Raw genomic sequence first — 14810 nt, 5'->3', positions numbered from 1 at the left:
ACAGGAGAATAAAAGACCATGAATGAAAACCAGAACCCCAAGCCTGCCCCGATGGGTGGGAGCAAACTATCCACGATTTTCCTCGTGGTCCTCGGACTGCACATTGTGCTGATCGTTGCCTTCAGTGCCTACCACCTGCTCAAGGGGGATTCCTCGAGCGAAAAACCGGTAGAGGAAGTCAGCAGCACCACCGAAAAAAGCCCGAACGCAGATGAGCCCGCCTGGGCTGCCACGGAGGAACATCCCACCGTGGAAACTCAGCAGGCCGGGACCGCTCCCAGCCCTTCCCCGGCAGAGGCAGAACCCGTCCCGGCGGAAGCCGCGCCGCTGCCCATGCCGGCCAGCAATGACCCGATTTGGACGCGCGTTCCGTCAACCACCGAGCGGCCCGCCATTGCCAACCCGGCTCCGAATCCGGCACCTGTCGTTGCCAGTGAAAAGCCGGCCAATGTGCAGACGGTCGACAGCAATAAAACCTACACCGTGGCCAAAGGGGATTCACTGGCCCGTATCTCCCGCAACTATGGGGTATCGGTGGCCGACCTTCGTTCCGTCAATGGCATGACCAATGACACCATCCGCATCGGTCAAGTGATCCGGATTCCGGCGGGCCGTACGGTCGCGGCTTCAGCCGCCCCGGCTTTGCCTCCGCAGGCTGCGCCTGTTGTGCGACGCGCCGAAGTGGTGGGAGGCAGCTATACCGTTGGCAAGGGGGATACCCTCTGGAAAATCGCCCGTAAGTTCAATGTCAATCCCCAGCAACTCGCCAACTCCAATGGGATAACGGATCCCTCCAAGCTCAAGGTGGGCATGGTGCTCCGTCTTCCGGGCGGTGTGGAAAAACAGGATTTGGCCCAACCCCCGTCCCGTCCCGAACCCGCCCCGGTCAATACGGACATGGCGATGGTTCCCAAGAACTGACCCGTCCTGCCATGGCCCGCAACAGTGCTTACTTCCTCCTCATCGCCGTCCTGGGGTTGGTCTCCCTTGGGCTGGTGATGTTGTCCAGTGTGAGCGCTTTTGCCCCGGCCAACAATGGCGACCAGGCCTTTTTTCTCAAACGTCAGGCCGCCGCGCTTGCGGCCGGGGTGGTCGTATGCGTCTTGCTGGCTAAATGGGATTACCGGCATTGGACGCGCTATGCCTGGTGGATTGTCGGCGTGGCTTCGCTGCTCATGCTGTCCTGTTTTGTTCCTGGCCTCGGCGTGAAGGTCAAGGGGGCCAGCCGCTGGATCGATCTCGGCCCGATGAACTTCCAGCCCGTGGAAATGCTCAAGCTATCCGTGGTGGTGTTCATGGGTTGGTGGTTGGGTTTGCACCAGAAAACTGTCTCGCGCTTTCAAGACGGTTTCGCCATCCCCATGGGGGTGTTGGCCCTGGCCATCGGCCTCTGCATCCTGCAAAAGGACCTCGGAACCTCCGCGATCCTCGTGCTCCTGTCTTTCATTCTGATGTTTGTCGCCGGGACCCGCTGGCAATTCATTGTCCCGGTGCCGGTGCTCGGCCTTGTGGGCATTCTCGTCCTGGCCCTGACCATGCCCGAGCGTCGCACGCGGCTCCTGGCCTTCCTCGATCCCGAGGGCCACAAGGAGGACGCGGGATACCAGGTATGGCAGGCCCTCATTGCTTTCGGCTCCGGTGGCTTGAGCGGCCGTGGACTCGGCGAGGGGGTGCAGAAGATGTTTTATTTGCCCGAGGCCCACAACGATTTCATTTTCCCGATCATCGGTGAAGAACTCGGGTTGATCTTCACCCTGGGTGTGGTCCTGTTCTTCCTCTTCTTCGCCCTGTCGGGTGGCATGATTGCGTGCCATGCGCCGGATGCCACCGGCCTGCTGTTGGGTATTGGCATCACCTGCGCCATCTGCCTGCAGGCCGCGCTCAATATTGCTGTGGTCACCGCCATGGTGCCGGCCAAGGGCATCGGCCTTCCGTTCATCAGCTACGGCGGCTCCAACCTGCTGCTTTGCCTTGCCGGTGTGGGCATTCTGCTGAATATCCACAGCAACTCCGCCTTCAAACCCCGCCGCCACAGGAGCGTTCTCCCGGCGGCACAATCCGCCCGCATGTGAGCACCTCGGCCCGAATCTGCATCGCATGTGGGGGAACCGGCGGGCACCTGTTCCCTGGACTGGCAGTGGCCGAGGAACTGCGCCGGTCCGGCCACCAGGTGCGGCTGTATGTTTCGAACAAGGAAATCGACCGCCGCGCGCTCGCGGCCTACCCCGAATTTGAAAGAGTGGCTCTACCTGTGTTAGGATGGCCGGGGCTCGGCCCGCGCACGCCCTCGTTTTTCGTGGCCTTCTGGAAGGCTTATCGCCAGTCGGTTGCCGAACTGCGTGAATACACCCCCGACGCGGTCCTGGGGATGGGGGGGTTCACCTCGGCCCCGATCCTGCTGGCCGCCTCAAGGCGTCGTATCCCGACTCTTCTGCATGAATCCAACGCCATTCCTGGCAAGGTCACCCGCTGGATGGCTTCCCGCAGCACCCGGGTCCTCCTGGGCTTCTCGGAGTGCGCGGCCCATCTTGAAGCCTCGGTCCTGAAGGTCACCGGAACTCCGGTTCGTTCAACCCTGAAGGTCATGGACCGGCGCGAGGCAGCCGCCGAATGGGGCCTGGATCCCGACCGATTCACCATCGCGGTCATGGGCGGTAGCCAGGGAGCCGCTGGCCTGAACCGATTGGTGGCGCGTGCCGCGGCTGAATGGAAGAACCTGTCCGACAAAATCCAGATCATCCATCTGGCCGGACCGCAGGATGTCAATTTGCTCCATTACAACTACCAGCGTGACGGCATCCGGGCCGAAGTCCGCGATTTTTGCGACCGCATGGAAACTGTCTACAGCCTGGCCGACGCGGTGGTCGCCCGCTCCGGAGCCTCCTCCCTGACCGAATTGGCCTTTTACCGCCTGCCCTCATTCCTGGTTCCGTATCCACATGCGGCGGAAGACCACCAGACACGCAACGCCCAGGCCTACGCCAAGGGGGGCGCGGCCAGGGTGGCCCGCGAAAACGACGAAGGTTCGTCCGCCCTGGCCCGTTGGATCAGGGAATTGATGGAAGAACCCGGACGACGCGAAGTCATGGCCAGTGCCGCAGGAAAATTCCAAACAGGCGGGGCCGCCGCGCGGGTGGCCAGGGAGGTGGAAGATGCCCTCTTCTGAAAAAATCAAGCCCCCCGGTCCGGGCAGTCGGGTGCACCTTCTTGGTGTCGGAGGCAGCGGCATGAGCGCGCTGGCCCACATGCTCCTGGATGCCGGTTGCCGGGTCAGCGGATCCGACCTCCAACGAGGAACGGCGGTGCGTGCGCTGGAGGAGCGGGGCATGCTGTTCCAACAGGACCACGAGCCCGGGGCGGTGCGCTCCGCTGATATCGTGGTTTATTCCTCGGCGATCCGTACGAACAATTCGGAGCTAATTTACGCTGTACAAAACAGGGTGCCCGTCCTAAAAAGGGCGGAAATGCTGGCGAACCTTATCCAATCCAGAAAGGCCATCCTGGTCGCCGGCACGCATGGTAAAACCACGTCGAGTCTGATGCTCTCCCGTCTCTTCATGGAAGCAGGGCGAGACCCGGGCTATTATATCGGAGCCGAAGTACCGTCCCTCGGCCGCAATGCCGCCCTCGGTACCGGTCCGGAAGTCGTGGTCGAAGCGGACGAGAGCGATGGAACCATCGCCTGCTACCAGCCCCATGCCGCACTCGTGCTGAACATCGAAGAGGACCACCTCGACCACTATGGAAATTTCGCCGCAATCGTCGAAACCTTCCGCGGGGTCATTTCCCGTGTGGACCGGGTTCCGGTGCTTTGTGCCGATGATCCCGTGTGCCGCCTTCTGGCTCCGGCCAACCCCCTTTCCATATCCTACGCCCTCGACCATGATGCCGACTTTCGCGCCACCGGGATCGATTTGGCGGCAGGGATGTCACGCTTCACCGTCCACCACCGCGAACGCGTCCTTGGTGACATCACCTTGTCCCTGCCCGGACGCCACAACGTCAGCAATGCCCTCGGAGTGATTGCGGTTGCGCTCTCGCTTGATGTGGAATTCGGCGACTGCCAGCGGGCCCTGGCCGCCTTGGTGGGCCCCGGACGCCGGTTTGAAACCCGTTACCTTGGCCAGGACTATCACATCGTCGACGACTATGCACACCATCCTTCGGAGATCCGCGCGACGCTCGCAGCGGCCCGCCGACTACCGCGCAAGCGCGTGCTGGCCCTCTTTCAGCCGCACCGTTATTCGCGCACGGCCCATCTTCTCGGCCAGTTCACGAACGCCTTCGAAGATGCCGACCGGGTCGTGGTGACAGAGATATATGGCGCGGGTGAAGACAATCCCACCGGGTTGTCCGCACGGACACTCTGCGAGGGATCAGGACACCGTGATAAACCCCTCTTTGCCTGGAATCTTGAGCACGCAAAGGCCTTGGTGGCCGAGCAACTCGTCCCCGGCGATGTGTTGGTGACCATGGGGGCTGGGAACGTTCATCTGGTGGCCGGGCAGATAGCCGCCGACCTGAAGCAAGCCGATCTGTTGCGCCCCCATCTGGAATCCGCCTCGGTGTTCCGCTGCTTCGAACCCATGCGCAAACACACCACCCTGCGGGTCGGAGGGCCGGCCCAAATGTGGCTGGAGCCTACGAGTGAGGAAGAATTGTCCCGCGTCCTGGCCTGTTGCCGTTCCGAGGGTATTCCCGTGACCGTCATCGGCCGGGGCAGCAACCTCCTGGTGCGCGATGGCGGCATCCGCGGGCTGTGCCTCCACTTGGGACGTGCGGCATTCACGGGTCTGCGGGTGGAGAACGGCCGCCTGGTTGCCGGGGCCGGGGTCCGGTTGCGTGAGATCGCCTACATGGCCAAAAAACACGGCCTGGCAGGAATGGAATTCATGGAAGGGATTCCTGGCAATCTCGGCGGGTCACTGAAGATGAACGCGGGGGCGATGCAATCCTGGATGTTCGAGGTGGTTGAGTCCGTACGTTTGATGGATCTGGGGGGGAAGGTGTTTGAACTGCCCCGGGAAAAAATCGAGGCCGGTTACCGGCACGTGCCGCTCTTGCAAAATCACATTGTCCTTGGAGCAACTTTGCTGGGCAGGCCGGAGGCCCCCTCGGAAATCGAGGCGCGACTGGCGGCTTACAGCCGCAAGCGGTGGGACTCCCAGCCGGCAGCCCCCAGTGCGGGCTGCACGTTCAAAAACACCGACTCCATACCGGCTGGACGTTTGATCGATGAGCTGGGTCTTAAGGACCGCCGGGTGGGTGGAGCCCGTGTATCACCCGTTCATGCCAACTTCCTGGTCAACGACGGTGGTGCGACGGCCTCGGACATGCTGACGCTCATTGGGGAAATCCGTGAAACCGCCCTCAAGGAGCGAGGGATAGAACTGGAACTGGAAGTCCAGGTCGTCGGGGAGGATGTGACATGAACCCACTCCCACCCATCACCGTCCTGAAAGGCGGTATATCCTCGGAGCGTGAGGTGTCCTTGCGTTCCGGTGCGGCTGTGGCCCGTGCCCTTCGGGAGGCGGGATGCGAAGTGGACGAGCTGGACATCACGACCGTTGCCTTTGATCTGCCGGCACCCGGGCGGGTGTTGTTCATTGGTCTGCATGGAACATTCGGTGAGGACGGGATGTTGCAGCGCCGGTTGGATGAAGCGGGCAGGATCTACACCGGCCCGGGAGCCGAGGCCTGTCGTCTGTCCTTTGACAAGCTTTTGGCGCGGGAAAAATTCCAACAAGGTGGTGTGCGCATTGCGAGGGGTGGCGCGTGGACGCCGGAGACGGAATGGCCCGCGCCCTTCGTGCTCAAACCGGTGGCGGATGGATCGAGCGTGGGTGTATCCATCGCCCGGACGGACGGGGAAGTGGAGCAGGCCCGTGAGGCCGCCGCGGCATTTGGCAGGCCCATGATGGTGGAAGAATTCATCGCCGGGCGCGAGTTGACTGTCGGCCTTTTGGATGGCCGACCATTGCCCGTGGTGGAGATGCGCCCGCTCGAAGGATTTTACGATTACACCAACAAATACACGGCGGGACGGACCCAGCACCTATGTCCGGCCCCTCTCACGCCGGAAGAGCGTGCTTCGGTGGAAGCTGCCGCCGCCGCTGCCTACCGGGCCGTGGGCTGCAGTGTGTATGCGAGGGTCGATGTCATCCTGCCCGACGACGGAAGTGCACCAGTGGTGCTCGAGCTGAATGCGCTCCCCGGCATGACCGACCTGAGTCTCTTTCCAGAGGCCGCCGCCGCCGATGGCATTTCCTTCCCGGAACTTTGCCGCCGCATCGTGGAACTTTCGCTGGAGGCACGCCGATGAGCCGTTTCGGATCGCGCGGGCCGCGTCGCAATAAACGCCATGTTCTGCTGGCCGAAGTCCACCAGCGCACGCAGAACAAGAAATTGCAGGGGCATCTGACCATGGTCGGGATCGGGGTCGTGGTGCTCGGGGTCATCGCCTTGGGCACCCATTTCGCCACGCGCAGCATCCTCCACCACGCCTTTTTCCGGAACGACGACTTTCAGATCAAAAACATCGAAATCAAGGTCACCGGAGGGGTGAGCCGCTCCGAGGTCATCGAATGGGCCGGAGTGCGGATGGGGAGCAACCTGATGATCCTGAAACTGCCCGACGTCCGTGAGCGACTCCAGCGAATGCCTTACATCGCTTCTGTAGTGATCGAACGCCGCCTTCCTTCGACCCTCCGCATCGAAGTGGTCGAGAGACAACCGATGGCCAAGCTGCTGCCCTACTCCAGCGCCGGTCACCAACTCGCGCAGTCGGTGTACTATGTCGATGGGCAGGGCTACGTCATGCGGCCCAAAGCCGGTGAGCGGCTGAAGCCCCTGCCGGTGATCAAAGGAGTGGCCCATGAATACATCCGCGAGGGCGAGCGGACGGAACGGGCCGAATTGCTGGGTGCGCTCAATCTCCTGCGTCTGGCCGACTACACCACGCTCAAGAGCGAACTCGACCTGACCGAGATCGAGGTCCAGAGCCGGGGATACCTGATTTTGCGGACGCGCGACCAGGGCATGATTTGTTTCCGCACCGACTACCTCCAGGAACAGATCCAGCGCCTGCGGGTCATCCTGGACCATGCCCGGGAGAACAACCTTTTTGTACGAACGGTCGACCTGACCCCGGAGCGCAACGTTCCGGTGACCTACTTCTAACCCGCAAGGAGTCCCATGATATTCTGGAAAAATGAACCCGAGGTGATTGCCGCACTGGAAATCGGAACCCACAAGGTGGCCGTGGCTGTGGCCGAACTCCGGCAGGATGGCTCGCTCGCCCTGCTCGGGGTGGGGGAATCCAACGCTGTTGGCGTGCGCAAAGGATTGATCCGTGACTTCAACCGGGCACAGGAAGCCGTCAAAGCGGCATTGCTCGATGCCGAACAAAAAACCGAGGTTGAAATCGGCCAGGTATTCCTGTCCGTCAGTGGCACACATCTGTGTTCCCGCAATGTCATGGTCCGCACCTCGATCGAGGAGGAGGAAGGCACGGTCACTCCGGAGCACATCCAGACCTTGGGCGAAATGGCCTTCCAAAGCCCGATCCCGTCCGACCATGAATTGGTGCATGAATTGTTGCAGTTCTACCACCTCGATAATCGCACGCGCACAACCGATCCGGTCGGACTCAGTTCACGGAGCCTGGAAGCCGGTTACCATCTGGTGCACGGGCTCCGCACCTGCCTCGAAACCCAAGTGCGCTGTGTGGCCGAGCTTGGAGTCGAAGTGGCGGGGGTGGCCCTGGCCTCCTATGTGTCCGCGCAATCCGTTCTGACAGCAGAGGACAAAAACAACGGTGCGGTCCTGGTCGACCTCGGGGCCGGGGTGACCGATTACATCGTGTACGTGGGTGGTGCCATTGTGCATTCGGGCGTCATCGGGCTGGGCGGCGACCACCTGACCCAGGATCTCACCCTTGGCCTGAAGATGCCGACCCGGCAGGGCGAAGAAATGAAAATACGCCACGGGGACCTGTTCCTTGATCCGCGTGCGCGGGATGAAAAAATCACCCTGCCGCGCGAGGACAGCTTCGCCGAGCGCACGGTCTGGCTGCAATCGGTGACCGACATCCTCCACGTCCGCCAGCGTGAAATTCTCGAGTTGATCCGCAATGATCTGGAAAACAAGGGACTGTGGGGACAGATCGGCTCGAAGATATACTTTACCGGGGGTGCCTCGCGCATGAAGGGACTGGGCACGATGGCGGCCAAGATTTTCCCCGTGCCGTGTTCGGTGGTGAATGAATTCCGGTTCGAAGGGGACCAGACCTACAACCGCCGCTCCGACCTTTCCACCGTATTGGGCCTGCTGCGCTACGCCCAGATTGTGATGCGCCAGAGTGAACGCCCGCGGGGCCTGGCCCGGATCGGACGCTCGTTCCGGGACTTGCTCTCGGCCATGAATTTGCTCTGACCATCCTTGCGGGTGGAACCATCCATGAAAAAGGACAAGAACATGATCCAGTTCAAAGAAGACGGCCCCTTCGCAGTCCCGCGGGCCGGGGACGGGTCCGGCTACGCCATCGTCGGCGTCGGTTCGGCCGGGGTCAACATCGTCGACCACCTCGTGCTCGAAAACAGCACTTGGAAAAATGTCTTTGCCTTCGATGCCGACGACCAGAAAATTCGCGGCTCAGTGGCGCCCCACAAACACCTCATGGGAAGAAGCCGCTTGCGCGGACTCGGGACCGGCGGGGATCGCGACTTGGGCGTGGACCTTGCTCTTTGGGAGATGGAGGCCTTTCTCGGCCAGATGGCGGGCATCCGCACGGTGATTTTCGCTGCCGGGTTGGGCGGGGGAACCGCCACCGGCTTGTTGCCGGTCTGGACGCGTGAACTGCGGCAGCGTGGCGTTCGCACCATTGTCCTGGCCTCGACACCATTTGAATTCGAGGGCCGCCGTCGCCGCGACCTTGCGACCGCTGTTCTGGCCGATCTTCAGCGGGAGTGCGATTTGCTGCTGACCTTTTCCAACGGACGTCTGCTGCATCTGCCCGAATCCAAGGAGGATATCCGGGAAGTCTTCCGCCACATGAATGCCTTGATGGGGCGGGCCTGCACGGGAATCCAGCGACTTGTGTGCGAAAACGGAACTTCCCCGCTCTCCCTGTCCGAGATGCGCGACTATGTGGGCTCAGCCTGCCTGGAAAACTGCTGGGTGGGCTCGGGGAGTGCCAGCGGCCCCGACCGGATCGACCGCGCCCTCGAGCAAGTGATGGCCAGCCCCTTGTTGGAAGATGGCGATGCGTGGAAACTGGCCGAATCCGCCCTCCTGAGTGTGGTGGCCGGCCCGGATTTCACCGTGTCGGAATACCATAAAGTGGTCAAGTCCCTCCAGGCGCTCATCCCGGTCGATATTCCGGTCCGGGGCAGTGCAACGATGGAGGCCAAAGCCCATGACCGCCTCCAGATCACGGTTCTTTTGTCCGCCGGGTCAGGCGACATCGCCCAGGCGGACACCCTGGTCGACAAGGCCGATGAGATCATGGCCGGCGTGCCCGAACTTGATGTCCTGGAAGACAAGGGTCAGGAGGAAGAAAGTGTTGCTGTCGAACCGGCCGATTCCCTCTTCCGACTGGATGCGGAGGAAGAAGGCGAGACGCCGCAACGATACTTTGCCAGACAGGAAGAACTGCCGCTGGACCAGAGAAGGCAGCGGGGAATATTCGAAAACACCGAGCCAACCATGGTGGATGGTGAAGACCTCGATGTCCCCACTTTCATGCGTCTGAACATGAAGATCAAGGTTTGAGGATGTGGATTAGGCTGTTGTTGGGTGTCCTGGTCGGTCCCTTTCTGGCGTTGGAGTCATCGTCTGCAGCGGTGACATTGGGAATCGACACCCTGGCCGCACAGGGATATCCGATCCTGACTGGAAAACGTGTCGGCTTGGTGACCAATCCCTCCGGGGTCAATGCGGCGGGCGTCCGCACTTCCCAGATCCTGGCCGGGCAGAAATCATTCCGATTGGTGGCGCTGTTTGCGCCGGAACACGGAGTGGACGGGAAGGTGGCCGCTGGCCGTTACGTTGACAGCCATCGGGACGCGCGCACCGGAATCTGGGTGCATTCCCTCTACGGAAAGACACGCAAACCGACCCCGGAGATGTTGCGGGGCATTGAGGTTCTGGTCTACGACATGCAGGATGTCGGATGTCGCAGTTACACGTTCATCAGTACCCTTGGGTTGGTGATGGAGGCGGCCTCCGAAGCCGGGATACCGGTTGTCGTTCTGGACCGCCCCAACCCGCTCGGGGGCCTGCGTGTCGAGGGCCCGGGGGTCGATCCTTCTTGGAAAAGTTTCGTCGCCCAGTACGACATCCCCTATGTCTACGGTCTGACCGTCGGTGAACTGGCCTGGTGGATCAATGACAAGTGGCTGCCGCACCCCTGCAACCTTCATGTCTTCAAAATGGGCGGGTGGAACCGGTCCATGGTCTGGGCCGATACCGGTCTGACCTGGGTACCGACTTCACCCAACATTCCCTCGTCCGGATCAACCTGGGGCTATGCGGCGACCGGATTGGTAGGTGATCTGGGCGTGAGCAACGGGGCCAATGTCACCCCCATCCCGTTCGAAGTGGTGGCCTCTGAGAATGTGGATGCGGGCCGGATGGCCGCCCTGTTGAATGGACTGGGATTGGCCGGGGTCCGGTTCGAACCGTATTCCTTCCGTCCGCCGTCCGGTCCCTACAGCCGGGTGACCTATTCGGGCGTGCGGTTGCGGGTCGACCCGCGGACGGCGGAAACCCTGGTCGGTTTGAATTTTTACCTGTTGGATGTCCTGCGCACGCTCCAGCCAAGCAAGAAATTCACCGCGCGTTTGCAGGAAGACGGGCGGGCGATGTTCGATAAAATCAACGGCGGACCGGCCAACCGCAAGCGTTGGGTGCGGGGTGCCGGCGCGGCTGATGTGCGGCGATCCTGGGCTGGAACTGAGGCGCAATGGAAGCGTGATCGCCTGCCCTACCTGATGTATCCTTGAACTATGGACATCACCCTTTCCACACCGGCACTGCTTTTTCCGGCGGTCAGCCTCCTCCTGCTGGCCTACACCAACCGGTTCCTCGCCCTGGCCACGCTGATCCGCCAATTGCACATGGCCTATGAGCGCGACCGGGAGGCCCGCTTGTTGGAGCAGATCCACCACATCCGCGGCCGCTTGTATCTCATCCGCAACATGCAGGGGAGTGGTGTCCTCAGCCTCCTGCTCTGCACGCTCAGCATGGGTGCGTTTTACCTCGGCTGGGACATGACGGGGGCGGTGTTCTTCGGTTTGAGTCTGGCCCTGATGGCCCTGTCGCTCCTGCTTTCCGTGTGGGAGATCCACATCTCCACCACCACTTTGGAGATCCTGCTGCGCGATTTGGAATCGGGCGAAGCCAACAAGGGTCATTAGGAGTTCTGGCGGCCGTTTGAGGGCCCCTGATAGTGGAATCGACTTTCCATGACACACGCCGCGGGACACGATGGCGGGGTGCAAGTTGTCGAGGAAAGTATCCTGCCGGAAGCCCTTCCCGGGAAGGAATTGCTGGCGCGTTACGGTGGTGAGGCACCCCGCTACACCAGCTACCCCACAGCCCCATGTTTCACGGACTTCACCCCGGACCAGGAGCAATCTGCGTGGAGGGAGATGCCCGCCCGGCCGCTATCGCTCTATGTCCACCTGCCCTTTTGCCGCGATGTCTGCCTGTTCTGTGGCTGCCATGCCGTTCACACGCGGGATGAAAGGCGATCCGGTCCCTACCTGGCCGACCTGGAACGAGAGATCGTTGCCACCGCCGCGCGCCTGGACGGTGCGCGCCCGGTGGTACAATTGCATTGGGGTGGCGGCACGCCGACGTTTCTGGGCCCTGATGAGATGGCCGTGCTTTCCCGCCTCCTCCGCACCCATTTTGCCTTCGATGCCGGCGCGGAGTGCGGCATTGAAATCGACCCGCGGGTGGTCTGTGACGCGCAGTTGGAAGTCCTGCGGAGCGAGGGGTTCAAGCGGGTTTCCCTCGGGGTGCAGGATCTCGACCCGGCGGTGCAGCAGGCAGTCCACCGTATCCAGCCCCGGGAAATGACCGAGGCAGTGGTGGCCCGGGTGCGGGCACATGGGTTCACCAGCGTGTCGATCGACCTGATCCATGGACTTCCCCGGCAAACGCGGGCGGGATTCCGGCAAACCGTCGATGCCGTGGTGGCCATGGCACCCGACCGGATTTCGCTCTTTGCCTTTGCCTACCTTCCAGAGCGTATCCGCCACCAGAGGGCCATCGATCCGGCGGAGCTGCCCGCTCCGGAGGAGCGCCTCGCGATGTGGGCTGACGCGGTGTCACAACTGGCCGCGGCCGGTTACCGCCACGTTGGGATGGATCACTTCGCCCGTCCGGACGACGACCTCTGCCGGGCCCAGGACGGGGGGACACTCCAGCGCAATTTCCAGGGATACAGCACCCATGGTGGGTGTGACTTGTTGGGTTTCGGGGTTTCGGCGATCAGCAGCCTGGGCCGGTGCTATGCCCAAAACGAAAAAGACCTGCCCCGCTACGGGCGCTTGGTGCGCGAGAACGGACGGGCCACGGTGCGGGGCCTGCGCCTGAGCGATGATGACCTGGTGCGGCGCGAAGTGATCATGGAACTGATGTGTCATTTTGCCGTTGATTGGGGGGCGACCGGGTTCCGGCCCGGTCCTGCAGAACTGGCGGCGTTGGACGGGATGGCCCGCGACGGCCTCCTGGAACACGACCCGTACGGTCTCCGGGTCTTGGGTCCCGGACGTTTCTTCATCCGCCGCATTGCCCGGGTCTTCGACGCCCACGCGGCGGTCCAACCGACGGCTTACTCGCGGACATTCTGAACTCGGATAGAAACTTTTAGTTTTTGGTCAGGGAGTAGCAGGTGCAACCGATCACGCTCCAGCCGAGACTCAGGAGGTAGCACAGCCACCCTCCGGTGGGTAGGTGGGGGGCGGCCCAGAGGGCGGCACACATGCAGACGACAGCCATCAAGACCGCGCCCCCGGCCAGGCCCCCACGTTCGCAGGCAGCCATCCATGATTTGCGTCGCCGCTGGTCAGGAGACATAGACGGCGCGGCTCCGGAGTAGGGGTTGGAGTTCGAGGCGCTGGCGCAGACGGGCCAGGGGATGGCGTCGTCCCGTGAAGGCCGCTTCCCAGCCGTGATCGATCCCGAGGCCGCAATGCGGGCAGTGCCCGTGGAGGGCGTCGACGTCGGCGGAGTTGCTGTCTTCCTGGCAGTGGGGGCATTGGATGAGGGTTTCCATGTTTTTTCCTTTCTTGGTTGTGGAAACCAGCGTACGACATGGGGTCGGACACTGGATGTCCTATGCCTGCGGCCAGAATAAAAAATTAAAACATCATGAAGACCTCCCCCTCCCGCCATTCCCGCCCCCCGCTGGCCCGCATGCTCCGCCTGCATGAGGAGTTGTCCGCCGGACGCCACCCGAACTGCCGGTCGATGGCCCGGGAGTTCGAGGTATCGGACAAAACCATCCAGCGGGACTTCGATTTCATGCGCGACCAACTGGGGTTGCCGTTGGAATATGTGCCGGAGAAGTTCGGCTTCCGTTACACCGAAGCGGTGACGGCCTTCCCTTCGATCCAGGTGAGCGAGGGGGAAATGGTGGCCCTGTTTGTGGCCCAGAAGGCGATGTTGCAGTATCGCGGAACGCCTTTCGAGAAGCCGTTGGCCGCGGCTTTCCGCAAACTCACCCAGGGACTGAAAGACCAGGTGTCGTTCGAAGCCTCGGATTGGGAATCGTTCTATTCCTTTCGCTCGAGCGGGGCTCCGGTTTCCGACCTGGAACAATTCGAGATCCTGGGACGGTGTCTGCGCGAATCCCTGGAGGTGGTGTTTCCTTATCGGAAACTGCGCAGCCGTGAGGCCGAAGAACGCCGCGTCGAGCCCTACCACCTCGCCTGCGTGGAAAACCAGTGGTATCTCTTCGGGCGCGATCTGTCCCGCGACGGGGTGCGGACCTTTGTGCTCGGACGCATGGGGCCGGTGCGGTCGACCGGACGGGCTTTCCGCCGGCCGGCGGACTTTTCCCCGGCCAAATTGCTCGCTGGCAGCTTCGGCGTTTTCAGCGGGGACAAGCCGCGCTTGGTCCGGGTGCGTTTCGACGCCTTTGCCTCACAGTTGGTGCGGGAACGCCAGTGGCATCCCTCGCAGCGCATCCGTGAATGGAAGGACGGGATCGAAGTGGAGATGACCCTGACCAGTCTGCCCGAGGTGGAGCGCTGGATACTGAGTTGGGGGGCCCACGCCCGGGTGATGGCCCCGCTCGAACTGCGCCGCAGTATCCAGGAGGCCTTGCGGCAGGCGCTGTCAGCTTATGGCTGAGCCGTAACGCAGCAGTTGTTCACCACGAAATTCGCGAAGTCGAAATAGTTGGATATGAATGCAATACAGAGCGACCCAATCGTATTGCCCTTGGATTCAATCTCACCGATTGGTGAATTGGATTTCTGCATTATCCAACTCCCCCAAATCTAGCGCCCTTTCCGCCCAGGTGGATGAACTGAATTTTTAGTCTTGGCCCATTGCGTTGAATGGGCAGTGGTTTCATATCGTCTCTCTTACTCGATCTCGTGCTCGTTCTCTCCCATTCAAAGAGCACGAGAATGAAAAAGTGTATGAGAACGAGTGCTAGAGCAATTCCGGATTAGATAGGCACAATAGACTGTACAATCCCTGTCCGATGCCGTACCAAACTGGGGATGAACCCATTGAGTGCAGATTTAAGGAAGCGGATCATTGCAGCGCGTAAAAAAGGCCACCGTATCGTC

At 61.8% G+C, this 14810-nt stretch carries 14 protein-coding genes; 12 read left to right on the top strand and 2 right to left on the bottom strand.

Features of this window, described 5'->3' with window-relative positions:
* Positions 1-18: 18 nt before the first annotated feature.
* Genes SFU85_12970 through hemN form a run of 11 tightly spaced genes read left to right on the top strand, consistent with a single transcriptional unit; the run spans position 19 to position 12860 of the window.
* Positions 19-921, top strand: coding sequence for a LysM peptidoglycan-binding domain-containing protein (locus SFU85_12970; protein MDX6767687.1), 903 nt, complete (start codon positions 19-21; stop codon positions 919-921).
* 11 nt (positions 922-932) lie between these two features.
* Entirely contained in the window at positions 933-2072 is a 1140-nt protein-coding gene (gene ftsW, locus SFU85_12965; GenBank protein ID MDX6767686.1) for a putative lipid II flippase FtsW, read from the top strand.
* Complete coding sequence (gene murG / locus SFU85_12960; GenBank protein MDX6767685.1) at positions 2069-3166, top strand: undecaprenyldiphospho-muramoylpentapeptide beta-N-acetylglucosaminyltransferase; 1098 nt, start codon at positions 2069-2071, stop codon at positions 3164-3166. The genes ftsW and murG overlap by 4 nt, the downstream gene beginning before the upstream one ends.
* Positions 3153-5432, top strand: a complete 2280-nt coding sequence (gene murC / locus SFU85_12955) for a UDP-N-acetylmuramate--L-alanine ligase (GenBank protein MDX6767684.1) — start codon at positions 3153-3155, stop codon at positions 5430-5432. The genes murG and murC overlap by 14 nt, the downstream gene beginning before the upstream one ends.
* Entirely contained in the window at positions 5429-6322 is an 894-nt protein-coding gene (locus tag SFU85_12950) for a D-alanine--D-alanine ligase (protein MDX6767683.1), read from the top strand. The genes murC and SFU85_12950 overlap by 4 nt, the downstream gene beginning before the upstream one ends.
* Positions 6319-7179 carry an FtsQ-type POTRA domain-containing protein gene (locus SFU85_12945; protein ID MDX6767682.1) on the top strand — a complete coding sequence of 287 codons (861 nt, stop codon included), beginning with the start codon at positions 6319-6321 and terminating at the stop codon, positions 7177-7179. Before SFU85_12950 ends, SFU85_12945 begins: the two co-directional genes overlap by 4 nt.
* 15 nt (positions 7180-7194) lie before the next feature.
* Entirely contained in the window at positions 7195-8433 is a 1239-nt protein-coding gene (gene ftsA / locus SFU85_12940) for a cell division protein FtsA (GenBank protein ID MDX6767681.1), read from the top strand.
* Between the two features lie 24 nt (positions 8434-8457).
* Positions 8458-9771, top strand: a complete 1314-nt coding sequence (locus tag SFU85_12935; protein ID MDX6767680.1) for a hypothetical protein — start codon at positions 8458-8460, stop codon at positions 9769-9771.
* A 2-nt stretch (positions 9772-9773) separates the two neighbouring features.
* Positions 9774-11003 (top strand): DUF1343 domain-containing protein, encoded by a 1230-nt coding sequence (locus SFU85_12930; protein ID MDX6767679.1) that lies wholly within the window; start codon positions 9774-9776, stop codon positions 11001-11003.
* Between the two features lie 3 nt (positions 11004-11006).
* The gene (locus tag SFU85_12925) at positions 11007-11417 is read left to right on the top strand and encodes a DUF2721 domain-containing protein (GenBank protein ID MDX6767678.1); all 411 of its coding nucleotides are present in this window, start codon (positions 11007-11009) and stop codon (positions 11415-11417) included.
* 48 nt (positions 11418-11465) lie between these two features.
* Entirely contained in the window at positions 11466-12860 is a 1395-nt protein-coding gene (hemN, locus tag SFU85_12920; protein ID MDX6767677.1) for an oxygen-independent coproporphyrinogen III oxidase, read from the top strand.
* A gap of 16 nt (positions 12861-12876) precedes the next feature.
* Here the strand turns inward: hemN and SFU85_12915 are convergent, their stop codons facing one another.
* Together SFU85_12915 and SFU85_12910 are read right to left on the bottom strand one after the other, a co-directional pair.
* Complete coding sequence (locus SFU85_12915) at positions 12877-13053, bottom strand: hypothetical protein (protein ID MDX6767676.1); 177 nt, start codon at positions 13051-13053, stop codon at positions 12877-12879.
* Between the two features lie 22 nt (positions 13054-13075).
* On the bottom strand, positions 13076-13285 hold the full coding sequence (locus SFU85_12910) for a hypothetical protein (GenBank protein MDX6767675.1): 210 nt from the start codon (positions 13283-13285) through the stop codon (positions 13076-13078).
* A gap of 95 nt (positions 13286-13380) precedes the next feature.
* On the opposite strand from SFU85_12910, the gene SFU85_12905 reads away from it, so the two are divergent.
* Entirely contained in the window at positions 13381-14364 is a 984-nt protein-coding gene (locus SFU85_12905; GenBank protein MDX6767674.1) for a WYL domain-containing protein, read from the top strand.
* The last annotated feature ends 446 nt before the right edge of the window (positions 14365-14810 follow it).

The sequence above is a fragment of the Candidatus Methylacidiphilales bacterium genome (assembly GCA_033875315.1).
In the GTDB taxonomy this organism is placed as follows: domain Bacteria; phylum Verrucomicrobiota; class Verrucomicrobiia; order Methylacidiphilales; family CAZTYG01; genus JANRJG01.
This window is presented reverse-complemented; position numbering and strand designations above follow the sequence as displayed.